This is a genomic window from Pseudomonas sp. Irchel 3H9 (assembly GCF_900187495.1).
In the GTDB taxonomy this organism is placed as follows: Bacteria; Pseudomonadota; Gammaproteobacteria; order Pseudomonadales; family Pseudomonadaceae; genus Aquipseudomonas; species Aquipseudomonas sivasensis.
In genome coordinates, this window is the sequence record NZ_FYDK01000001.1 from 60,787 (window position 1) to 83,222 (window position 22,436).

Consider the following 22,436-nt stretch of genomic DNA (forward strand, 5'->3'; position numbering starts at 1 on the left):
ACTATTGCAGGTTACAGATTTTGTCGATGCATTGGCTTGTCTTGCCAAGGCTCTTTACTAAAAGTTGGGTCGTTAGCGCTACATTAGAAAGTTCCTGCGGGTACTCTCTGAACTTGTCAGCGTCCATCCCTTTACTTGATGATTTCAACGCGCGTGCAAGGCGATCTTTGGCATCTCCGATATGTTTTGATGGCTCGGTCAGCATGGCCAATACAGTGTGGTTGGCGGAGGCAGGCGTGTTTGATATCGACCCTTCGAGCATTGAGGTGAAGAAACCAACATCCGTACTGGAAGCTGAAGGTTCCCGTGTGACGCCCGTGTTGCTGTGAAGTTTGTTTGGCGTTGAAAAGTCAAATGCTTCTATCTGCATATAGGGCCTGCGGTGAGGTGTCTGAAGCAGGTTCTTGATAATGGCTGATGCCGCATTTATTACATCGACTCATATGACAACCTCCCCGGCTAATGAGCCAGGGAGGTAATCATGTTACGAGCGAATTTCTTTAGCCGCGGCGTACAAGCCCGAAATCATCTTTGATTTCAAACTTTCTTGGAACGTAAGCTCGGCGACTTCCTCTGCGCGTTCAGAAGCGGAACGGGAACCACTGCCACTCTGTACTCCATCGAGTTCACTGGACATCATGCTGTTGCCGTATGCGTATCCACCGTATGAACTGCTACCGGATATACCATTCATAATAAGACTCCGATTTGGATATTTTGAACGTTGACTCACGTGTCGTGAGCCAAGCCCTGATGTCTGGAACTTTTTGTAACTTGAACCAGGCTTTGAATATGTGGCTCGCAACGCTAAAGCGTTCCTGATATGTCTATGGCTAGATATTTCTGGATGATTGGAGTGCTGAGGGTAGAAGCATGGCACCCTTACTGAGTCTTTAATGAGCTCTGTGTCCTCAAGCCAATGAGATGTCCAATTGTTTCATCCTGTAGTACAGCGTGCGCTTCGCAATACCCAACTCAATCGCCACGGTATCCACGCAGTAGAGATGGCGGCACAAGGACTCTTCAATCAATGCCCTTTCAATGTGCTGCAGGCGTGCCTTAAGGTTCATTTGGTTATCCTGCAACTGGCTCGACGACGTCGAAAGCGGTGGCAGGCCCAGCACGAATCTTTTGGCCGTCGAGCGTAGTTCACGAACATTGCCGAGCCAGGGGTGGCACAGCAGCTGTTGCAACAGCCCACCAGGCGGTGGCGGGGCATTGCATTTGAACTGGGCAGCTTCTTGTTGGATCATTTCCAGAAACAGCGGGATGATGCGTTCTCGCCTATCGCGCAGCGGCGGGAGCTGGATGTTGACGACATTCAGGCGAAAGTACAGGTCACGCCTGAAAGTGCCGTGCTCGACCATCTGATAAAGCGAATGCTGTGCGGACGCGATGACACGCATGTCCACCGGGATAAAACGGGTTGAGCCCAAGCGCTCCACCCCACGCGACTCCAGCACCCGAAGCAGTTTGGCTTGTAAGCTCAATGGCATGCTGTCGATTTCGTCGAGGTACAGGGTACCTAAATGGGCGGCTTCGACAAATCCGGCCCGTGATTGCATTGCCCCGGTATAAGCACCGCTGTTGACTCCGAACAATTGGCTTTCTGCGAGGCTTTCAGGAATAGCTGCGCAGTTCACGGCAACAAAATTACCCCGTCGTCCCGATAAGCGATGAACCCGTTGTGCCAATGTATCTTTGCCAGTACCGGTTTCCCCAAGTAGTAAAATGTCAATGTTGAGGGATGCCGTACTGTTAAGTGTGTTTTCAATATCCGGGCCATCATTGAGTAAGATGGTCGATTCATTTTCCCCATTAGAGTGGGCCGGCATTAACTGGGCGCTCCATTGTTGCGAGTGTTTCACTGTTTAACGGCGTTATCCAGACGCCGATCGCTAAAGTGAAGCGTATAAGGATTATGATGTGCGCTTAAAGCGGGTATGTACTGCAATGGTGTAGGAAAACATCGTTGGTTATAGCTATTTAGTTGTTTGAGTGTTGTTGTATCTATAAGCCTGGGAAGTGAGTAGGGGGAATCTGATAATTGAGTGTGGGTGTTTTCTTTGTCTGAGTTTTAATCATAGCCCACAAAAAAGCCGATGCATTGCATCGGCTTTTTTATTTGCGGCGGCTGCTTACACGTTAAAGCGGAAGTGCATCACGTCGCCATCCTTGACGATATATTCCTTACCTTCCAAGCGCCACTTACCGGCTTCCTTGGCACCGGCTTCACCTTTAAATTGGATGAAGTCGTTGTAGGCGATCACTTCTGCGCGGATAAAGCCTTTTTCAAAGTCGGTGTGGATCACGCCAGCAGCTTGTGGCGCGGTGGCGCCGACCTTGACGGTCCAAGCGCGGACTTCTTCGACACCAGCGGTGAAGTAAGTCTGCAGGTTGAGCATTTCGTAGCCGGCGCGGATCACGCGGTTCAGACCTGGTTCTTCCAGGCCCAGGGCCTCGAGGAACATGTCTTTTTCTTCGCCGTCATCAAGCTCGGCGATTTCCGCTTCGATCTTGTTGCAAACCGGCACCACGATGGCGCCTTCTTCGTCGGCGATGGCCTTGACCACGTCGAGCAACGGGTTGTTCTCGAAACCGTCTTCAGCCACGTTGGCGATGTACATCACTGGCTTGGTGGTCAGCAGGTGGAAGCCCTTGATCACGGCCTTCTCGTCAGCGCCCATGCTTTTCATCAGGCTGCGTGCCGGCTTGCCCTCGGTGAAGTGCGCGATCAACTGTTCCAACAGGCCTTTCTGGACCACGGCGTCTTTGTCGCCTCCCTTGGCGTTGCGCGCGACTTTCTGCAGTTGCTTCTCGCAGCTGTCGAGGTCAGCGAAGATCAATTCCAAGTCAATGATCTCGATGTCGCGTTTCGGGTCGACGCTATTGGAGACGTGAATCACGTTCTCGTCTTCAAAGCAGCGGACCACGTGGGCGATGGCATCGGTTTCGCGGATGTTGGCCAGGAACTTGTTGCCCAGGCCTTCACCTTTCGATGCGCCGGCTACCAGACCTGCGATGTCGACGAACTCCATGGTGGTCGGCAGTACACGCTTCGGATTGACGATCGCTGCCAGAGCGTCCAGGCGTGTATCCGGCATCGGCACGATACCGCTGTTAGGCTCGATGGTGCAGAAGGGGAAGTTCTCCGCCGCAATACCGGACTTGGTCAAAGCGTTGAACAAGGTGGATTTGCCGACGTTGGGCAGGCCGACGATGCCGCAATTGAATCCCATGGTGTTTCCCCTCGGAAAAAAGTCAGGCCTTCTGGCTGTGCAGGTTTTTCATCGCGCGGTTCCATTCACCGGCGAAGATATCCGGCAGCACGCCGAGGGCAAAGTCGATGCTGGCATCGAGTTTTTCCTGTTCGGCGCGTGGCGCACGACCCAGGACGAAATTTGAAACCATACTCGCAACGCCTGGGTGGCCAATGCCGAGCCGCAGACGGTAAAAATTATTCTGATTACCCAACTGCGCGATGATGTCGCGCAGGCCGTTGTGCCCGCCGTGCCCGCCGCCAAGCTTGAGCTTGGCTACGCCGGGTGGCAGATCCAGTTCGTCATGGGCCACCAGGATTTCTTCGGGTTTGATTCGAAAGAAGCCCGCAAGCGCCGCAACAGCTTGGCCGCTGCGGTTCATGTAGGTGGTGGGAATCAGCAGACGAACATCCTGACCCTGGTGCGAAAAGCGCCCGGTCAGGCCAAAATATTTGCGATCGGCCGCCAGGTTTACACCTTGGGCATGGGCGATACGCTCAACAAAAAGGGCCCCCGCGTTATGCCGGGTCTGTTCGTATTCGGCGCCTGGATTTCCCAGGCCAACGATCAGTTTAATGGCAGTCACGACAGGGGCCCTTCCTTTGGAGTTGTGGATAACATCGCCTGACCGGAGTGCGGCGAAAGTGGACGACAGGAGCTCACTTATCCAGAGATAAACTTCGCGTTATCGCCCGCTTTCTCGCTACGTTTCGGTCCGCGATGTTTCCTCAAGCTCCGATGCCGCAGAGAGCATTACTCTGCAGCGGTTTCGCCTGCTTCATCTTCTGCTACAACACGTGGCGCGTGGACGTTGGCAACAGCCTTGTCGTCGTTGTGAGCCAGTGCAACGAACTCAACGCCTTTAGGGGCCTTGAGGTCGGACAGGTGAATGATGGTGCCGATTTCAGCAGCCGACAGGTCGACTTCGATGAACTCAGGCAGATCTTTCGGCAGGCAGCTTACTTCCAGCTCGGTAGTGGTGTGGGAAACAACGCCACCTTTCTTGACCGGAGCTTCTTCACCAACAAAGTGCACAGGTACGATAGCGGTCAGTTTCTGGCCGGCTACGACACGTACGAAGTCAGCGTGCAGGACGTGACCCTTGGATGGGTGACGTTGCAGAGCTTTGATGATGACGTTTTGCTTTTTGCCGCCAACGTTCAGTTCGATAACGTGGCTGTAGGCAGCATCGTTTTCGAGCAGTTTGGCAACTTCTTTAGCCAGCATGCTGATGGATTCAGGGGCTTTTTCGCCACCGTAAACTACAGCTGGAACCAGGCTTGCGAGACGACGCAGGCGGCGGCTCGCACCTTTCCCCAGGTCGGAACGCACTTCAGCATTCAGAGTAAAATCGTTCATGTTGTATCTCCAAAATAACCACATTCGCCCCAGCGTTTGCGACCAGCGCTAAAGGCGATATGGGCAAAAAAGCCCCGCCCCAGCAGAATGCTGGGGCGGGGCGCTTTTCGTCAGTGAGGTGATCCGAAGGTTTGACCCTTAGCGGAACATCGCGCTGATCGATTCTTCATTGCTGATGCGGCGAACCGCTTCGGCAACTACCGGGGCGATATCCAGTTGACGGATACGCGCACAGGCTTGTGCAGCAGCGGACAACGGGATGGTGTTAGTCACCACCAGTTCGTCCAGCACAGAGTTCTCGATGTTCTCGATCGCGCGGCCCGACAGCACAGGGTGTGTGCAGTAGGCGAACACTTTTGCAGCACCGTGCTCTTTCAAGGCTTTCGCCGCGTGGCACAGGGTGCCGGCGGTGTCGACCATGTCATCAACCAGAATACAGGTACGCCCTTCGACATCACCGATGATATGCATCACTTCAGAGTGATTGGCTTTCTCGCGGCGTTTGTCGATGATCCCGAGATCAACGCCCAGGGATTTGGCAACAGCCCGTGCACGCACGACGCCACCAATGTCCGGGGACACGATCATCAGGTTTTCAAAGCGCTGGTCTTCGATATCGTCCACCAGTACTGGCGAGCCGTAGATGTTATCTACTGGAATATCGAAGAACCCCTGGATTTGGTCAGCGTGCAGGTCAACCGTAAGAACACGATCGATACCTACCACGGTGAGCATGTCAGCAACGACTTTCGCACTGATAGCCACACGTGCGGAACGCGGACGGCGATCCTGACGGGCATAACCAAAATAAGGGATTACAGCTGTGATTCGAGTCGCTGAGGAGCGGCGGAAGGCATCAGCCATCACGACGAGTTCCATCAGGTTATCGTTGGTCGGAGCGCAGGTCGGCTGAATAATGAATACGTCTTTACCGCGGACGTTTTCATTGATCTCGGCTGTAATTTCGCCGTCGGAAAATTTACCGACAGAGATGTCACCGAGAGGGATATGCAGCTGACGTACGACACGTCGAGCCAGATCGGGGTTGGCGTTCCCCGTAAAGACCATCATCTTGGACACGCGCAGTACCTAGAGGCTGAGGGTAACCTGGATGAGTATTAGAAAATGGCAGGGGCGGCTGGATTCGAACCAACGCATGGCAGGATCAAAACCTGCTGCCTTACCGCTTGGCGACGCCCCTGTATCTGTTGCAACGAGTACCCAGTACTCGGTTCCTTTTAGAGCAGACTTTGCAGCTTGCGATGCAACATCGAAACGTTGCTTCCCTTTGCTACAAACCCTGTAAGGGTCTCTGTAAGAAGGGCCGAGACTTTATCAGCTTCAGCTTTGTTTGGGAAGCCCCCAAACACACAACTTCCAGTTCCGGTTAATTTTGCTTCGGTAAATTTACCTAACAAATTCAAAGCGTTACGTACCTCTGGATAACGCCTTGCTACAACCGGTAAGCAGTCATTTCGACTGTTTCCCTTGGGAACGGGGCGCACTTTAATGGGAGAAGAGTTACGTGTCAACAACGGATCTGAAAAAATTTCTGCTGTACTTACAGATACTTGCGGCACAAGCACGACATACCACGGCTCTTCGGGGTATTCCGGGGTGAGTTTCTCCCCTACACCCTCAGCAAAAGCGGCGTGTCCGTGCACGAAAACCGGGACGTCGGCGCCCAGCGTAAGGCCCAGCGCTGCTAAGCGATCATGGTCCCAACCCAGTTGCCATAAGTGATTCAAGCCCAGCAATGTCGTCGCGGCATTTGAGCTGCCACCACCGATTCCGCCGCCCATGGGCAAAATTTTATCGATCCAGATGTCGATGCCCAACGAACAACCGGATTGTTCCTGAAATTTTTTTGCTGCCCTCACGATCAGGTTGCTGTCGTGGGGCACGCCTTCGAATTCGGTATGCAGTTGAATCACGCCGTCGTCGCGTACGGCGAAGGTGAGTTCATCGCCGTAGTCGAGAAATTGGAAAAGCGTCTGCAGCTCGTGATAGCCGTCTTCACGACGACCGAGAATGTGCAGCATCAGATTGAGTTTTGCGGGGGAGGGCAGGGTCAGTTTTTCTACAGTCACGTTATTGCCCCAGCTTGCGCGGTTGCCAGTCCTTGATCACCAGCGTGACGTCAAGGTCAGTGCCATGCAGCTTGATACGCTCCGGCAGCCAGTAACCGCCCTGTTCGGTATAGCTGAGGTATTCGACCTGCCAGCCATCCTGCTCCAGCGAGGCGAGGCGGCTGTCGCCATTAAGGCTCAGTCGACTCTTGCTATCGGGCGCGGGCAAGCCACGCACCCACCACACCAGGTGCGATACGGGCAGCTTCCAGCCAATCTGTTCTTCAAGCAGCGCTTCCGGCGAAGTCGCCTCATAGCGACCTTGGTTGGCCACTTCGAGGCTGACCTGACCCGGGCGACCCGTCAGGCGAGCGGCACCACGGCCCAGCGGGCCCGACAAACGAATGTCGTAGTAGTCCTGGCGCTGCAGCCAGAACAAGGTGCCGCTGCCCGAGTCCTTGGGTGCGCGAACCCCGACTTTGCCTTCGATCTGCCAGCCATCGATGCTGCTGAGCTGATCCTTATGCTGTTTCCATTGCGCCGGGTTGCCCTGGCCTTCAACGGATTCACGGGTGCCTACACCCGCGCAACCGGCGAGCAGGGCAATAAGACTGAACACTACAACGTGGCGCAAGAACATAAGCTTAAAGGGTCTCGGATCCGGTCAGGCGCTTGATGGTGCCGCGCAGGATGGGGCTTTCGGGTTGTTCCTTGAGGAATTTTTCCCAGATTTGACGTGCTTCGCGCTGCTTGCCGTTGGCCCACAGCACTTCACCCAGGTGCGCCGCGACTTCCTGATCGGGGAAGCGCTCCAGCGCTTGGCGCAGCAAGCGTTCGGCCTCATCCAGGTTGCCCAAGCGGTAATTCACCCAGCCTAGGCTGTCGAGTACGGCCGGGTCTTCCGGGTTGAGTTGGTGCGCTTGTTCGATCAGCACCTTGGCTTCGTCGTAGCGCGTGGTGCGGTCAGACAAGGTGTAGCCCAGGGCGTTGAGAGCCATGGCGTTGTCGGGGTCGCGCTTGATGATCAGGCGAAGGTCTTTTTCCATCTGCGCCAGGTCATTGCGTTTTTCCGCCTGCATGGCACGGGTGTACAGCAGGTTCAAATCGTCGGGGAATTGCAACAAGGCTTGTTGCAGCAGTTTCCAGGCGCGCTCGCCCTGATTGTTGGCCGACAAGGTCTCGGCCTGGATCAGGTACAGCTGGATCGCGTAGTCCGGCTCGGCATCGCGGGCCGCGGTCAGGCGTTTTTCCGCCTCATCAGTGCGCCCGTTACTCATCAGGATGTCGGCCTGGCGCAACTGGGCGGGCAGGTAGTCGTTGCCGGGGCCAACCTGAGCGTATTCGAGCAGGGCAGCTTGTGGGTCGTTGCGTTCTTCCGCGATACGGCCCAGGTTCAAGTGTGCGGAGTCCACATGGCTTTCACGCTCGATCAGTTCTTCCAGATAGCCCTTGGCCTCATCCCAGGCCTTGGCCTCCAGGCATACCAGCGCCAGTGAGTAACGCAGCTCATCGTCGTCCGGGTATTGCTGGACCAGATTGGCGAACTGCACTTTGGCGTCCTCCATACGGTCCTGCTCAACCAGCATGCGCGCATAGGTCAATCGCAGGCGTTTGTCGTCCGGGTACTTCTTGATGCTTTTTTCCAGCAGCGGAATGGCTTCCTTGCCGCGATTGAGATTTTGCAGCAGGCGTGCACGCAGCAGGATCGGCGCAATCTCGCCATCGTCCGGCGGGTTCTGTTCCAGCAGCTTTAGCGCGGCGTCAGGCTCGTCGTCCTGTTGCAGCAACAGGGCCTTGCCGAAAATCAGTTGGCTGTTCTTGGGATGCTTTTGAAGCAGGCGGTCGAAACTCTTCATCAGGCCATTGCGCGTGTCCTGGTCGGTGTCGGCAGCCGACAGCGCGAGGAAGTCGAAATGGGTATCACCCTTGCCTTGCAGGACTTTCTCCATATAGACCATGGAGTCGTCATAGCGCCCGGCCCGCGCCAGTTGAATGGCTGCGGCACGTTGCGCCTCCAGATCGTCCGGTGCGTTTTTCGCCCAGATCAGCGAGGTATCCAGCGCAGCTTGATCGGCTCCCAGATACTCGGCGATGCGAAATGCGCGTTCGGAGATGCCTGGATCCTGGGTGTTGATGGCCTGGGTCACATAGTTATCCAGCGCAATATCGAAGCGATTGCGCTGGCCAGCCAGTTCCGCACTCAGCAGGCTGAACACCGTTTCTTCACTGAACGAGGAATAAACCTTGGGCTTTTCAGGGGCGGGGGTGCTGTCTTCTACCGGCGGCGTACCGTCCGACGACACGGGGGCCAAGGCCTGGCAGCCGCTGAGGAAGACAAAAGCAAGGAGCAACGCGGAGGATCTATTCATATAGGAAGAGGACGACTAACCTGCGGTCGGATCATCATGACACAAGCCTTCGGCCAAACATAACCGAGTCTCAGTTGATGCCTTTATAGACACAAGGCATTAGGACAATAGACGACGGTGGTTGTTCTGAATCTTTCGAAGTAGGACAATTGTCGGCTTCCCGACATCATCAGCGATATTGAATGGCCTTCCTCGCACTCGGTATTAACCACAAGACTGCCTCCGTAGACGTGCGCGAGCGCGTGGCGTTTACGCCAGAGCAGTTGGTTGAGGCCTTGCAGCAGCTCTGCCGGCTCACCGACAGCCGCGAAGCTGCGATCCTTTCGACCTGCAATCGCAGCGAGCTTTATATAGAGCAGGAACATCTTTCAGCGGATGTCGTCCTGCGCTGGCTGGCCGATTACCACCATTTGAGCCTCGACGACCTGCGCGCATGCGCTTATGTGCACGAAGAGGATGCGGCAGTTCGTCACATGATGCGTGTGGCCGCTGGTCTCGATTCGCTGGTGTTGGGCGAGCCGCAGATTCTGGGCCAGATGAAGTCCGCCTACGCCGTGGCGCGTGAGGCCGGTACCGTTGGTCCGTTGCTGGGTCGGCTGTTTCAGGCCACGTTCAATTCTGCCAAGCAAGTGCGCACTGATACAGCCATCGGCGAAAACCCGGTGTCCGTGGCATTTGCCGCCGTCAGCCTGGCCAAACAGATTTTCAGCGACTTGCAGCGCAGCCAGGCCTTGCTGATTGGCGCCGGCGAGACCATCACCCTGGTCGCCCGTCATCTGCATGACCTGGGTGTAAAGCGCATCGTGGTCGCCAACCGCACCCTGGAGCGGGCTAGCATCCTCGCCGAACAATTCGGTGCCCACGCCGTGCTGCTGGCGGATATTCCGGCTGAATTGGTGCGCAGCGATATCGTCATCAGCTCCACTGCCAGCCAATTGCCGATTCTGGGCAAAGGCGCGGTGGAAAGTGCGCTGAAGCTGCGCAAGCATAAACCGATTTTCATGGTGGATATCGCCGTTCCCCGGGATATCGAGCCCGAAGTCGGCGAGTTGGACGACGTTTACCTCTATAGCGTCGACGATCTGCACGAAGTGGTCGCCGAAAATCTCAAGAGTCGCCAAGGGGCTGCCCAGGCTGCCGAGGAGATGGTCAGCACCGGTGCCGAAGATTTTATGGTGCGCCTGCGTGAACTGGCGGCGGTGGATGTGCTCAAGGCGTATCGTCAGCAGGGCGAACGGCTGCGCGACGAGGAGCTGCTCAAGGCTCAGCGTTTGCTGGCCAACGGCGGTAGCGCTGAAGAGGTGCTGATGCAACTGGCCCGTGGGTTGACCAACAAGTTACTCCACGCCCCCAGCGTGCAGCTTAAAAAATTGACTGCCGAAGGCCGCCTCGATGCGCTGGCCATGGCCCAGGAACTCTTTGCCCTCGGTGAGGGCGCGTCAGATAGCTCTTCGGATAAAAAATCGCAATGAAAGCGTCACTGCTCAATAAACTGGACGTGCTCCAGGACCGTTTCGAAGAACTGACCGCCTTGCTCGGCGATGGCGAAGTCATCTCCGATCAGACCAAATTCCGTACCTATTCCAAGGAATACGCGGAAGTTGAGCCGATCGTAAGCACCTACGGGCAATGGCTGAAGACCCAAGCCGACCTTGAAGGCGCCCAGGCGCTGCTCAAGGACAGCGACCCGGACATGCGCGAAATGGCCGTCGAAGAAGTCCGCGAAGCCAAGGACAAGCTGATCGCGCTGGAAGGCGACCTGCAGCGCATGCTGCTGCCCAAGGATCCCAACGACGGACGCAACGTGTTCCTCGAAATCCGCGCCGGCACCGGTGGTGACGAGGCGGCGATTTTCTCTGGCGACCTCTTCCGCATGTATTCGCGCTATGCCGAGCGACGTGGCTGGCGTGTGGAGATCCTGTCCGAGAACGAGGGCGAGCACGGCGGCTATAAAGAAGTCATCGCGCGGGTTGAAGGCGAGAATGTCTACGGCAAGCTGAAGTTCGAATCCGGCGCGCACCGCGTACAACGTGTACCAGCGACCGAATCCCAAGGCCGTATCCACACCTCCGCGTGCACCGTGGCCGTACTGCCTGAGCCTGACGAGCAGGAAGCCATCGAGATCAACCCCGCGGACTTGCGCGTGGACACTTACCGCTCGTCGGGTGCCGGGGGGCAGCACGTCAACAAGACCGACTCGGCGATCCGCATCACCCACTTGCCGTCGGGCATCGTGGTGGAATGCCAGGAAGAGCGTTCCCAGCACAAGAACCGTGCACGGGCCATGTCCTGGTTGTCGGCCAAACTCAACGACCAGCAAACCAGCGCCGCCGCCAATGCGATTGCCAGTGAGCGCAAGTTGCTGGTGGGTTCGGGCGACCGTTCAGAGCGCATTCGCACCTACAACTTTGCCCAGGGCCGGGTCACCGACCACCGGGTCAACCTTACCCTGTACTCCCTCGACGAGATTCTCGCCGGTGGCGTCGATGCGGTGATCGAGCCCTTGCTCGCCGAATACCAGGCCGATCAACTGGCCGCGATAGGTGAATAAATGACCATTATCGCCAGCCTGCTGCGTGCCGCTGATTTGCCAGACTCGCCCACTGCGCGCCTGGACGTGGAATTGTTGCTGGCGGCTGCCCTGGGCAAATCCCGCAGCTACCTGCACACCTGGCCGGAAAAAATCGTCAGCAGCGAAGACGCTCTGACCTTTGCCGACTATCTCCAGCGCCGCCGCGGGGGTGAGCCGGTCGCTTATATTCTCGGCCAGCAAGGCTTCTGGAAGCTGGACCTGGAGGTCGCGCCTCACACGCTGATCCCGCGTCCGGAAACCGAACTGCTGGTGGAGGCGGCCCTGGAATTACTGCCGGCCACGCCAGCCAAGGTTCTCGACCTCGGCACCGGCAGCGGCGCCATCGCCCTGGCCCTGGCCAGTGAGCGCCCGGCCTGGCAAGTCACGGCCGTCGACCGTGTGCTTGAAGCCGTGGCCCTGGCCGAACGCAACCGCCAGCGTCTTCACCTGAATAACGCCACAGTGCTGAGCAGTCATTGGTTCAGCTCACTGCAAGGTCGCAGCTACGATCTGATCATCAGTAATCCGCCTTATATCGCCGACAACGACCCGCATTTGGTCGCAGGCGATGTACGTTTCGAACCAGCCAGTGCGCTGGTTGCCGGCCACGATGGTTTGGACGACTTGCGGTTGATCATTAACGAGGCGCCGGCCCACCTGAATGCGGGTGGCTGGCTGCTGCTCGAACACGGTTACGATCAGGCTTTGGCCGTACGTGATCTGTTGCTGAGCCAGGGTTTTGACGAAGTGCATAGCCGTCTCGACCTCGGTGGTCACGAACGCATCACCCTGGGACGTCGCCCGTGCTGACTGATCAGGAGCTGTTGCGCTATAGCCGACAGATTCTGTTGCAACATGTCGACATCGAGGGCCAATTACGCCTGAAAAACAGCCGTGCTCTGATCGTCGGGCTCGGTGGCCTGGGCGCGCCGGTGGCGCTGTATCTGGCCGCTGCGGGCGTGGGCGAGCTGCATTTGGCTGACTTCGACACCGTCGACCTGACCAACCTGCAGCGCCAGATCATCCATGACACCGACAGCGTCGGGCAGACCAAGGTCGACTCGGCGTTGCGCCGTCTGACCGCCATCAACCCTGAAATCACGTTGGTTGCCCATCGCACCGCGCTGGACGCCGACTCCCTGGCGGCCGCAGTGGCGGCGGTAGACGTGGTGCTCGATTGCAGCGACAACTTCTCCACACGCGAAGCGGTCAACGCCGCCTGCGTCGTCGCAGCCAAGCCGTTGATCAGCGGCGCGGCAATTCGGCTTGAAGGCCAATTGTCTGTCTTCGACCCGCGTCGCGCTGAAAGCCCGTGTTACCACTGTTTATACGGGCATGGCAGCGACACCGAGCTTACGTGCAGCGAAGCGGGGGTGGTCGGGCCGGTGGTAGGGCTGGTCGGTAGCCTGCAAGCCTTGGAAGCCTTGAAGCTGCTGGCCGGTTTTGGTGAACCGCTGGTGGGCCGCTTGTTATTGATTGATGCCTTGACCACGCGCTTTCGTGAATTGCGGGTCAAGCGTGATCCCGGTTGCAGTGTCTGTGGGACGCAACATGGTTAAGGACGCGCCGATCGGTGTGTTCGATTCCGGAGTCGGCGGCTTGTCGGTGCTGGATGAAATCCAGCAACTGTTGCCCCACGAATCGCTGCTGTACGTGGCCGATTGCGGGCATATCCCCTATGGCGAGAAAACCCCCGAATTTATTCGTGAGCGTTCACGGCGGGTCGCTGAGTTTTTCCGCGAACGGGGCGCCAAGGCGTTCGTGATCGCTTGCAATACCGCGACCGTCGCCGCCGTAGCCGACTTGCGCCAGGACTATCCCGATTGGCCGCTGGTGGGCATGGAACCCGCCGTCAAACCTGCGGCTGCCGCCACGCGCAGTGGCGTGGTCGGTGTGCTGGCTACCACCGGTACTCTGCAAAGTGCCAAGTTCGCCGCGTTACTCGACCGTTTCGCCACCGATGTGCAGGTGATCACCCAGCCGTGCCCGGGCCTGGTGGAGCTGATTGAAACCGGTGATCTGCACAGCCCGGCCCTGCGTCAGTTGTTGCAGGGCTACATCGAGCCGCTGCTAAGCGCCGGTTGCGACACCCTCATCCTCGGTTGCACCCACTATCCCTTCCTCAAGCCGCTCCTGGCGCAGATGCTGCCCCCCAGCATCATCCTCATCGACACCGGCGCCGCCGTGGCTCGCCAGCTCAAGCGTTTATTGGGCGAGCGCGACCTGCTTGCCCACGGTGATCCTGAGCCTGCGCAGTTCTGGACCAGCGGTGATGTGTATCACCTAAGAAATATCCTACCGACACTGTGGAAATATTCCGGAGTTGTGCGAAGCTTTGGCGCGTGAAAATTTCGTGAAATATCGCCATTAGACGCTGAACTTCTGGCACTGCGTAGGCTTCTATAGCCAGATTGCTTGTACAAAACCATATAACTTCGTTCGGAAAGGATGTTTCTTATGAAGCGCTTGTTCTGTTTGGCTGCGATTGCGGCCGCTGTGGTGGGACACTCTTTTTCGGCGCAGGCCGCCGGGCTTGAGTTTGGCCTGGGGGCCACCAGTGATTCGACGCTCACCTATCGATTGGGGCTGACGTCGGATTGGGACAAGAGTTGGATGCAAAGTGATGTCGGTCGCCTGACCGGCTATTGGAGCGGCGCCTATACCTATTGGGAAGGTGATGACCGTGCAGGCGCCAGCAGCCTGTCGTTCTCGCCTGTCTTTGTGTATGAATTTGCCGGTCAGTCGGTCAAGCCCTACATCGAAGCCGGGATCGGCGTGGCGGTGTTCTCCCGCACTAAGCTGGAGGACAACAACATCGGCCAGGCTTTCCAGTTCGAAGACCGCTTGGGTTTCGGCCTGCGCTTCACCGGTGGGCATGAAGTGGGCATTCGCGCCACGCACTACTCCAATGCCGGGATCAGCAGCAATAACGACGGTGTAGAAAGCTACTCACTGCACTACACGATGCCGCTGTAATTCAAAACCTTGTGGGAGGGGGCTTGCCCCGATGGCGGAGTGTCAGTCGCGGAATTTTCCAACTGATCCACCACTATCGGGGTCAAGCCCCCTTCCACATTGAGGTCGTCACTGGCCTGAGATCAGCGGTACGCCGTGGCGATTCCTTCGCGTTCGGTCAGGCACTCCGGTGCGCCCATCTCGAATTCCCGACAAATCAGCGGCCGACGCTCATAAATCGTGCACATCATCGTGTCCCGATCCAGCGCCGCGCACCAGCCGTCGTCCAGGCGCAGCATCACTTCGCCGCCCCAGTCGTCGGTGTCGATATAGCGCTCCGGCACGCCGGTATCGGTGATCAACATGACTTCCAGCTGGCAGCAGCAGGCCGCGCACGTCGAGCAGGTGACGGTGGGCTCAGTGATTTGGGTGTGGGGGATGTTGGTCATAGACGAGCAGTGTAAGGCAAGCCGGTCATTTGCGTATGAATGCTCTGACGGACGTCAGCGTGCCAGCCGGTGCAGCCCGACAAAAAGCACCGCCCAAAGCACGGCCAGGCCGGCCATTGTAGGGCCCAGGCCATAGCCAAATTGAACATCGGTCAATTGGCTCCCCGCGTAGTAGGACAACGGCCCGCCCATCGCGCCCAGCAGTGCGGCACGCCACCACGGCCGCGCGCTCCAGGCCAGGCAATGGCGCAGGGTGGTCGCCAGCAATGCCCATAGCAGCATCAACCAGAACGGAATCAATGGCCCCGGCTCGCTGAACTGGAAAACCCCTACGGCGCGCAGCAGCGTGTCCACTGCGGTGCCCACCAGCATCACGCTGATGATCAGTACACCGTCCTCGGCCCACGCACTTATCCACAGCAGGTGAACGGCCAGCACCGCCAGGCCAACCAGCAGCCATAGGCTGTCGCCGCCCAGCACACAGGCAAACCAGCCGCACTGGAACAGCGCGGCATTGGCCAGGGTTTTAAGCATTGAAGCGCCCGAGCAACGGCGGGTTGATGGCTGCCGGTTTGGCCAGCAGCAATTGCGCGGTGCCGATAGTGCGCTCCATAAAGCCACCTTCGCAGTAGCAGAGGTAAAACTCCCACAACCGCAAAAAGTATTCGTCATAGCCCAGCTCCGTCAGACGGCCGTGGGCGCGGCGAAAGTTCTCATGCCACAGGCGCAAGGTTCGCGCGTAGTGCAGGCCAAAGTCTTCCATGTGCAGCAGGTTCATATCGGTGTCGCGGCTGACGATCTGCAGCATGTTCTGCACACTGGGCAGGGCGCCGCCGGGGAAAATGTAGCGCTGGATAAAGTCCACGCTGTTCTTGGCCTGCTCAAACCGTTGCTCACGGATCGTGATGGCCTGCAGCAGCATCAGCCCATCGCTCTTGAGCAAATGCGCGCACTGCTTGAAGTAGGTGGGCAGAAAGCGATGGCCCACGGCTTCGATCATCTCGATGGACACCAGCTTGTCGTATTGGCCGGTGAGGTCGCGATAGTCGCTCAGCAGCAGCGTGACCTGGCCTTGCAAACCGAGGGTTTCGATGCGTTTTTCGGTGTAGGCGAATTGCTCCTTGGACAAGGTCGTGGTGGTGACCTTGCAGCCATAGTGTTGCGCCGCGTATAGCGCCATGCTGCCCCAGCCGGTGCCGATTTCCAGCAGGTGGTCGGTGGGTTTGAGCGCGAGTTTCTGGCAGATGCGTTCAAGCTTATTCAGTTGCGCCTGTTCCAGGGTGTCCTCGTCGCTCAGAAATTGCGCCGCCGAATACATCATGGTCGGGTCGAGGAATTCTTCGAACAGGTCGTTGCCAAGGTCGTAGTGCGCGGCGATGTTTTTCTGCGAGCCCTTGCGCGTATTGCGGTTGAGCCAGTGCAGACCTTGAGTGAACGGGCGTGCCAGCCGCGCCAGGCCACCTTCCATGGCGTCGAGCACGTCCAGGTTGCTGACCATCACACGTACCACCGCGGTCAGGTCCGGACTGCTCCAATAACCGTGAATAAACGCCTCGCCGGCGCCGATGGAACCGTTGGCCGCCACCAGGCCCCACACCGCAGGGTCGAGGATTTGGATTTCCCCCAGCAAGTGCGCCTCCCGTGCGCCGAACACTTGCCGTTCGCCGTCCTCGATCACCACCAATTGGCCATGGCGCAATTGGCTGAGTTGGCGCAGTACGCCCTTGCGCAGCAGCGCACTGGTCACGCCGTTGACGTTCAGGCGGCTGGTCTTGACCGATAAGCTAGGGGATTTCATGGCGGCGATCCTTGGTATACCCGACTGCTGTACGAGAGGCGCCATCGGCGGCCCGGTGGGAAAAAATCGGTGTGCGTTTAAGAAACAGGCGTATCGCCTGCCAGTAAATGGCCAGGCAAGTCTTGGCGGTCATCCACGGAAATCGCCACAAGTAGCGATGCAGGCTGGCGCGGGTCAGCGCTTCCTTTTGCAGGCTCAAGGTGGCGTCGAAGACTTTCAGCTCGCCCTGCCAGTCGGCCATGTGCACGCCGAGCCTGTCTGCGGGCGGGCTGAAGCTCATGCGGTATTCCAGGTCGCGAGGCAGGAACGGCGACACATGGAAGGCCTTGGCCACCGCGAAATGCTGGTGCTCATCAGCGCCCAGGGCTTGGGCCGGCAGTACGTAGTGGTAGCGCTCGCGCCACGGGGTGTTGGTCACTTCACACAAGATCGCGGCCAGTTGCCCATCGGCCTCGAAACAGTAGAAGAAACTCACGGGATTAAAAGCCAGGCCCCAACTGCGGGCCTGGGTCAGTAGGCAGATAACGCCCTGAGGCGTATGCCCCAGAGCCTTGCCGACTTCCTGGCGCACGGCATCGCTCAAGCTCATGCCGTGACGCGTGAATTCACGCAGATAGTCCTGCTGACGAAAGCCGAAGGGCGCCAGGCGACTTGGTCCGGCCAACGGTGACAGTCCGAGGACTTCGTCTTGTTCGCTCAAATCCAGGTACAGCAGGCCGATGCGGTAGCGAAAGGCATGGGCCTTGGGCGCAAACCGTCGATGGGCAATCCAGCCGCTGTACAGGGCGCTGTTCACAGGGTTTTCCCAAAGGCCTGGGCCACGCGCAGCGCACTGACCACGCCGTCTTCGTGGAAACCATTGGCCCAGTAGGCGCCGCAATAAAACGTGTTGCGCACGCCGGCCAGTTCTTCCCAGCGGTTTTGCGCGGCCACCGCCGCCAGGCTGTATTGCGGATGCGCGTAGGTGAAGCGCGCGAGGATCTTCAGCGGGTTGATCATCGGCGTCTGGTTGAGGCTGACGCAAAAGGTGGTGGCGCTGTCGATGCCTTGCAGGATGTTCATGTCATAGGTGACGGCGGCCTGAGTCTGGATGTTACCGCTCAGCCGGTAATTCCAACTGGCCCAGGCCAGTTTGCGGTCGGGCAGCAGGCGCGTGTCGGTGTGCAAAACCACGTCGTTGTCGGCGTAGGGCAGGGCACCGAGAATCTCTTGTTCGGCCTGGCTTGGGTCGGCGAGCAATGCCAGCGCCTGGTCGCTATGACAGGCGAATACCACCCGATCAAATGCCTCGCTGCCGGCAGGACTGTGGATAACTACGCCTTGCTCGGTGCGCTCGACGTTATGCACAGGGCTGTTGAGGCGGATCTGCTCGCGAAAGCCGCGGGTCAGCGGTTCGATATAGCTGCTGGATCCACCTTCGATCACACACCACTGCGGCCGGTTGTTCACCGACAGCAAGCCGTGGTTCTTGAAGAAGCGCACAAAGAATTGCAGCGGAAAACTCAGCATGTCCGCCAGGGACATCGACCAGATCGCCGCACCCATCGGCACGATGTAGTGCCGCACAAAGCGCTCGCCGTAGCCGCCGGCCGTGAGGTAATCGCCCAAGGTCATCTCGGCACTGATGCGTTGCTCCTGCAGGTCCAGCGGTGCCTGGCGGTTGAACCGCAGGATGTCGCGCAACATGCCCCAGAAGCCCGGCGACAGGATATTGCGGCGCTGGGCGAACAGGCTGTTGAGGTTATTGCCGTTGTATTCGAACCGGGTTTTTTCGTCACACACCGAAAAGCTCATTTCGGTGGGCTTGAACGAGACACCGATCTGCCCCAGCAAGCGGATGAAGTTGGGGTAGGTCCAGTCGTTGAACACGATGAAACCGGTATCCACTGCGTAGCTTTTGCCGTCGACGCTGACGTTAACCGTATGGGTATGCCCGCCGATCCGGTCGCCCGCTTCGAACACGGTGACTTCGTGACTGCGGCTAAGCAGGTAGGCGCTGGTCAGGCCAGCAATGCCGCTGCCGATAATGGCGATCTTCACAGGTCGTCCTTTTTCGGTGGCGGGCTGCGCAGCATGCGTTTGCCGATGATCAATTGCGCGCGATTAGGCAGTTTCGACAGCGGCCACAGGGTGGCGATAAACAAGGCCGGGAAGGCGATTTCCAGTGGGCGTTTGTCCAGCTTGGAGAATATATGCCGAGCAGCCTTGTCGGCCGGCCAGCTCAGGGGCATCGGGAAGTCATTGCGCTCGGTCAGTGGTGTATCGACGAAGCCCGGGCTGATCACGGTGACATCGATATTTTCCGGCGACAGGCTGATGCGCAGGGACTCGAACAGATAACGCAGGCCGGCCTTGGACGCGCCATAGGCTTCTGCGCGGGGCATCGGCAGGTAGGTCACGGCGCTGGCGACGCCCACCAGATGCGGTGCACGCCCGACACGCAACAACGGCAGGGCCGCTTCGATGCAATAACTGCTGGCCAGCAGGTTGGTGCGCACCACATGCTCGATGATCGATGAATCAAACTGCTTGGCGTCGACATATTCACAGGTGCCGGCGTTAAGGATCACGGTGTCGAGCGAGCCCCAGACGTCACCGATGTGCTCGCCAATTTCGCGCACGGTCTGGCTGTTGGTCAGGTCACCGGCCACCACCAACACTTGGCCGGGGTAGCGTAGAGCCAGCGCATCCAGCGGTGCCTGGGTGCGAGAACTCAAGGCGACATGGGCGCCGCTGTTAAGCAGCTCCACGGCCAAGGCGGCGCCTATCCCACTGCTGGCACCGGTCAGCCAATAACGACGTGGCGACACTGCGTTCATCCCACTCTCCTTTTGAGCCAACTGACGACTCTGCCCAGCACGGGCAGGTGCTCGTAGAGCATGGCGCCGGCATCGAAGTAATCGCGGTGGCGGTACACCTTGTCCCGCCACATCAGGTGCGAGCATCCTTCCACCCGGATGACTTGGCCGGTGGCCAGGCGTGGGTGGCAAAAACTCATTTTCCAGCGCAGGTAGCCTTCGCCTTCGGCCACTTGGTCGAAACCGTGGAAGTCGAAGCGCAGTTGGCTGACGTTGCTGTACAACTCGGCGAAATAACTGTGCAACGCGGTCAGCCCATGGACCTCGTGCAGCGGGTCAGTAAAGGCAATGTCCTTGCTGTACAGGCTGTCGAGCAGGTGCAGGTTGTGCTTGTCCAGCGTGGCGAAGGTTTGGGCGAAGCGTTGCAGGAAGTCACTCATGTTCGACGACCGATTGACGTGAAGGCAGGCTGCGGAAAGCGGCCAGGGCGCGCGCGCGGGACTTCTTCAAGTCGACAATCGAGCGCGGATAATCTGCCACGCCAAACAGACCACCGGCGGCTTCGGGGTTATGCACTTCCTTTTTATTCAGTGCGGCCAATTCCGGCAGCCAGTGCTTGATGAATACGCCTTCGCTGTCGAATTTTTCTGACTGGCTCAGCGGGCTGAAAATCCGGAAGTAGGGCGCCGAGTCGGTACCGGTGGACGAGCTCCACTGCCAGCCACCGTTATTGGCGGCCAAGTCGCCGTCGATCAGGTGACGCATGAAGAAACGCTCGCCTTCACGCCAGTCGATCAGCAGGTTTTTGGTCAGGAACATTGCCACTACCATGCGCAGGCGGTTGTGCATCCAGCCGGTTTCCAGCAATTGACGCATGGCGGCGTCGATGATCGGCAGGCCAGTGCGAGCTTCTTGCCAGGCTGCCAGATCCTTGGGTGCATCACGCCAGGCCACGTCCTCGGTCTCGGGGCGGAACGCACGGTGACGGGACACCCGTGGGTAGCCCACCAGAATGTGCTTATAGAACTCACGCCAGAGCAGTTCGTTGATCCAGGTGATGGCGCCGATGTCGCCACTTTCGAATTCGCCTTGGTTGCTCTGCAAGGCTGCATGCAGGCACTGGCGCGGCGAAACCACGCCGGCAGCGAGGTAGGCCGACAGCTGGCTGGTACCGGGCTTGGCGGGGAAGTCGCGTTCGTCTTTGTAGTAGCTGATCTGCTGGTCGGCGAATGCATCGAGGCGCCGCCGGGCTTCGTCCTCACCGGCGGGCCAGAGGGCACGCAGGGTGTCGCTGGGCGGCTCGAAGCCTGCGACGGTGGTCGGCACCGGATCGCTTTTAAGGTCGAGTTTGGCCTGGGCCTTTGGCGTGGGCACTAACTGTGGAAGCGCGCTGTGCAGCCGTGTGTAGCAGACCTTGCGAAACTGACTGAAGACCTGGAAGTAGGTGCCGGTCTTGGTCAGCACACTGCCCGGTTGGAAGAACAATTGATCAAGGTAACTGTGGAAGGTCACGCCTTCGGCTTCCAGCGCCTGGGCCACGGCGGCGTCACGACGGCTTTCATGAATGCCGTACTCCTCGTTGACGTGCAGCGATTGCGCCGACAGGTCCCGGCACAGTTCGCTGAGCACGCTGGGCGCCTGGTCCCAGGTGGCAGCTGTGCGGATCAGCAGGGGAATGTTCAGCTCGCCTAAGTCTTTGCTCAAGTGCTGCAGGTTGCGCAGCCAGAAGTCGACCTTGCACGGAGCATCATCGTGGGCCAGCCATTGCTCAGGCGTGATCAGGTACACGGCGGCAACCGGGCCTCGCTGGGTCGCGGCGGCCAAGGCGGTGTTGTCGTGTAGGCGCAGGTCGGTGCGCAGCCAGATCAAGTGCATTTAAATAAGTCCACGCTGTATCAGTAGCTGGTGGGCCGACAACACATCTTCGGCCACGAATAATTCAGGAGTGTCATGGGTTAATACGGCTAACTCCGCCTGATGGATGCAGACCGTTGGTCCGACGAGCAGCGTCGGGCGACTGACGCCCGTGAGCAGCTTGGTCAGGCCCGGCAGGTGCAGGGCTTTGCTTGAATACAGCAGGACCGCGCGCGGTTGCAGGTGCTCGACTGCAAGGGCCAGCTCGCCGGCGGGCAGCGGCCAGTCAAACACTTCCACGGGGCAGTCGGCGCTGCTGGCCAGCCAGGCGCTGAGCCACAAATGCGGCTCCAGGGGCAGGTCGGACTGGTTAATCAGCAGCAGCGGCGCACCGTGCAACTGGCGATTGTTGTGGTAGATGCGCGCACCGAACTTACTGCGCAGCCAGGACAGGAAAAATACCCGCTCCATCTGCGCGCCGAACTGGCCCTGCCAACGCTGCTCCAGCTCCTTGATCAGCGGCAGTAGCAGTTGTTCACACAGGGTGCGCGGCGGGTACAGTGCCATGGCCTGGTTGAAGGCATCGTCGACCCGGCGTTCGGTCAGTTCGCTGATGGCCTGTACCAAGGTCTGGCGCAGGGTGTGCCATTCATTCTGCGACGTGTCGGTGTTGGCCTGGGCAGAGTCGATCAGGTGCTTCACCTGGCTGACCGGCACGCCGCGATTGAGCCAGGTGAGGATGGCGTGGATGCGTTGTACATGGTCGGCGCTGAACAGCCGATGGCCCTTGGGTGTGCGCTGGGGCACGATCAGGCCATAGCGACGCTCCCAGGCGCGCAGGGTCACAGCGTTGACGCCGGTCTGGCGCGCCACTTCGCGGATCGGCAGCCAGCCGTCTTCCAGGGCTTGAGCGATGTCTTCGCCGGGTTCGTCTTGCAGGGCAGCTTTCATGG

At 58.7% G+C, this 22,436-nt stretch carries 24 protein-coding genes and 1 tRNA gene; 6 read left to right on the forward strand and 19 right to left on the reverse strand.

Features of this window, described 5'->3' with window-relative positions; all coding sequences use genetic code 11:
* Nucleotide 1: 1 nt before the first annotated feature.
* The 10 genes from CKW32_RS00310 to CKW32_RS00355 form a co-directional block, all read right to left on the reverse strand.
* The gene (locus tag CKW32_RS00310) at nt 2–370 is read right to left on the reverse strand and encodes an EscI/YscI/HrpB family type III secretion system inner rod protein (RefSeq protein ID WP_095183769.1); all 369 of its coding nucleotides are present in this window, start codon (nt 368–370) and stop codon (nt 2–4) included.
* Between the two features lie 541 nt (nt 371–911).
* Nucleotides 912–1,835: a sigma 54-interacting transcriptional regulator gene (locus tag CKW32_RS00315; protein WP_032886110.1), complete on the reverse strand. Its 924-nt coding sequence runs from the start codon at nt 1,833–1,835 to the stop codon at nt 912–914.
* A 303-nt stretch (nt 1,836–2,138) separates the two neighbouring features.
* Nucleotides 2,139–3,239 carry a redox-regulated ATPase YchF gene (gene ychF / locus CKW32_RS00320; protein WP_095183770.1) on the reverse strand — a complete coding sequence of 367 codons (1,101 nt, stop codon included), beginning with the start codon at nt 3,237–3,239 and terminating at the stop codon, nt 2,139–2,141.
* Nucleotides 3,240–3,261: 22 nt separating this feature from the next.
* Nucleotides 3,262–3,846 carry an aminoacyl-tRNA hydrolase gene (pth, locus tag CKW32_RS00325; RefSeq protein WP_003171596.1) on the reverse strand — a complete coding sequence of 195 codons (585 nt, stop codon included), beginning with the start codon at nt 3,844–3,846 and terminating at the stop codon, nt 3,262–3,264.
* A gap of 167 nt (nt 3,847–4,013) precedes the next feature.
* Nucleotides 4,014–4,619, reverse strand: coding sequence for a 50S ribosomal protein L25/general stress protein Ctc (locus CKW32_RS00330; RefSeq protein WP_032886113.1), 606 nt, complete (start codon nt 4,617–4,619; stop codon nt 4,014–4,016).
* A 138-nt stretch (nt 4,620–4,757) separates the two neighbouring features.
* On the reverse strand, nt 4,758–5,699 hold the full coding sequence (locus CKW32_RS00335; protein ID WP_003171603.1) for a ribose-phosphate pyrophosphokinase: 942 nt from the start codon (nt 5,697–5,699) through the stop codon (nt 4,758–4,760).
* A 46-nt stretch (nt 5,700–5,745) separates the two neighbouring features.
* Nucleotides 5,746–5,820, reverse strand: a tRNA-Gln gene (locus CKW32_RS00340).
* 37 nt (nt 5,821–5,857) lie between these two features.
* Nucleotides 5,858–6,661: a 4-(cytidine 5'-diphospho)-2-C-methyl-D-erythritol kinase gene (gene ispE / locus CKW32_RS00345; RefSeq protein WP_256585249.1), complete on the reverse strand. Its 804-nt coding sequence runs from the start codon at nt 6,659–6,661 to the stop codon at nt 5,858–5,860.
* A 49-nt stretch (nt 6,662–6,710) separates the two neighbouring features.
* Nucleotides 6,711–7,328 carry a lipoprotein insertase outer membrane protein LolB gene (lolB, locus tag CKW32_RS00350; RefSeq protein ID WP_095183772.1) on the reverse strand — a complete coding sequence of 206 codons (618 nt, stop codon included), beginning with the start codon at nt 7,326–7,328 and terminating at the stop codon, nt 6,711–6,713.
* A gap of 4 nt (nt 7,329–7,332) precedes the next feature.
* Complete coding sequence (locus CKW32_RS00355; protein WP_032886118.1) at nt 7,333–9,057, reverse strand: tetratricopeptide repeat protein; 1,725 nt, start codon at nt 9,055–9,057, stop codon at nt 7,333–7,335.
* Nucleotides 9,058–9,239: 182 nt separating this feature from the next.
* Between CKW32_RS00355 and hemA the strand changes: the two genes are divergently transcribed.
* The 6 genes from hemA (at nt 9,240) to CKW32_RS00385 (ending at nt 14,605) form a co-directional block, all read left to right on the forward strand.
* On the forward strand, nt 9,240–10,529 hold the full coding sequence (gene hemA / locus CKW32_RS00360) for a glutamyl-tRNA reductase (RefSeq protein ID WP_032886119.1): 1,290 nt from the start codon (nt 9,240–9,242) through the stop codon (nt 10,527–10,529).
* A complete protein-coding gene (gene prfA, locus CKW32_RS00365) occupies nt 10,526–11,608 on the forward strand; it encodes a peptide chain release factor 1 (protein WP_032886121.1) in 1,083 nt (360 codons plus the stop codon). Before hemA ends, prfA begins: the two co-directional genes overlap by 4 nt.
* On the forward strand, nt 11,609–12,439 hold the full coding sequence (gene prmC / locus CKW32_RS00370) for a peptide chain release factor N(5)-glutamine methyltransferase (protein ID WP_032886122.1): 831 nt from the start codon (nt 11,609–11,611) through the stop codon (nt 12,437–12,439). It abuts the gene before it with no gap.
* Nucleotides 12,433–13,188 (forward strand): molybdopterin-synthase adenylyltransferase MoeB, encoded by a 756-nt coding sequence (gene moeB, locus CKW32_RS00375; RefSeq protein ID WP_095183773.1) that lies wholly within the window; start codon nt 12,433–12,435, stop codon nt 13,186–13,188. The genes prmC and moeB overlap by 7 nt, the downstream gene beginning before the upstream one ends.
* Entirely contained in the window at nt 13,181–13,975 is a 795-nt protein-coding gene (murI, locus tag CKW32_RS00380) for a glutamate racemase (RefSeq protein ID WP_032886124.1), read from the forward strand. Before moeB ends, murI begins: the two co-directional genes overlap by 8 nt.
* 111 nt (nt 13,976–14,086) lie before the next feature.
* Complete coding sequence (locus CKW32_RS00385) at nt 14,087–14,605, forward strand: acyloxyacyl hydrolase (RefSeq protein ID WP_032886125.1); 519 nt, start codon at nt 14,087–14,089, stop codon at nt 14,603–14,605.
* A gap of 122 nt (nt 14,606–14,727) precedes the next feature.
* Here CKW32_RS00385 and CKW32_RS00390 read toward each other — a convergent pair whose 3' ends face one another.
* The 9 genes from CKW32_RS00390 to CKW32_RS00430 are packed head-to-tail and all read right to left on the reverse strand — an operon-like array spanning nt 14,728 to nt 22,434.
* The gene (locus tag CKW32_RS00390; RefSeq protein ID WP_032886126.1) at nt 14,728–15,033 is read right to left on the reverse strand and encodes a YkgJ family cysteine cluster protein; all 306 of its coding nucleotides are present in this window, start codon (nt 15,031–15,033) and stop codon (nt 14,728–14,730) included.
* A gap of 54 nt (nt 15,034–15,087) precedes the next feature.
* Nucleotides 15,088–15,567: a DUF2878 domain-containing protein gene (locus CKW32_RS00395; RefSeq protein ID WP_032886128.1), complete on the reverse strand. Its 480-nt coding sequence runs from the start codon at nt 15,565–15,567 to the stop codon at nt 15,088–15,090.
* Nucleotides 15,560–16,831, reverse strand: coding sequence for a cyclopropane-fatty-acyl-phospholipid synthase family protein (locus CKW32_RS00400; protein WP_095183774.1), 1,272 nt, complete (start codon nt 16,829–16,831; stop codon nt 15,560–15,562). Before CKW32_RS00400 ends, CKW32_RS00395 begins: the two co-directional genes overlap by 8 nt.
* The gene (locus tag CKW32_RS00405; RefSeq protein WP_095183775.1) at nt 16,818–17,627 is read right to left on the reverse strand and encodes a DUF1365 domain-containing protein; all 810 of its coding nucleotides are present in this window, start codon (nt 17,625–17,627) and stop codon (nt 16,818–16,820) included. The genes CKW32_RS00400 and CKW32_RS00405 overlap by 14 nt, the downstream gene beginning before the upstream one ends.
* On the reverse strand, nt 17,624–18,871 hold the full coding sequence (locus CKW32_RS00410) for an NAD(P)/FAD-dependent oxidoreductase (protein WP_095183776.1): 1,248 nt from the start codon (nt 18,869–18,871) through the stop codon (nt 17,624–17,626). The genes CKW32_RS00405 and CKW32_RS00410 overlap by 4 nt, the downstream gene beginning before the upstream one ends.
* Entirely contained in the window at nt 18,868–19,650 is a 783-nt protein-coding gene (locus tag CKW32_RS00415; protein WP_032886135.1) for an SDR family oxidoreductase, read from the reverse strand. Before CKW32_RS00415 ends, CKW32_RS00410 begins: the two co-directional genes overlap by 4 nt.
* On the reverse strand, nt 19,647–20,069 hold the full coding sequence (locus CKW32_RS00420) for a nuclear transport factor 2 family protein (RefSeq protein ID WP_095183777.1): 423 nt from the start codon (nt 20,067–20,069) through the stop codon (nt 19,647–19,649). The genes CKW32_RS00415 and CKW32_RS00420 overlap by 4 nt, the downstream gene beginning before the upstream one ends.
* Nucleotides 20,062–21,504, reverse strand: a complete 1,443-nt coding sequence (gene phrB / locus CKW32_RS00425; protein WP_095183778.1) for a deoxyribodipyrimidine photo-lyase — start codon at nt 21,502–21,504, stop codon at nt 20,062–20,064. Before phrB ends, CKW32_RS00420 begins: the two co-directional genes overlap by 8 nt.
* On the reverse strand, nt 21,505–22,434 hold the full coding sequence (locus CKW32_RS00430; RefSeq protein ID WP_095183779.1) for a MerR family transcriptional regulator: 930 nt from the start codon (nt 22,432–22,434) through the stop codon (nt 21,505–21,507).
* Nucleotides 22,435–22,436: the final 2 nt, after the last annotated feature.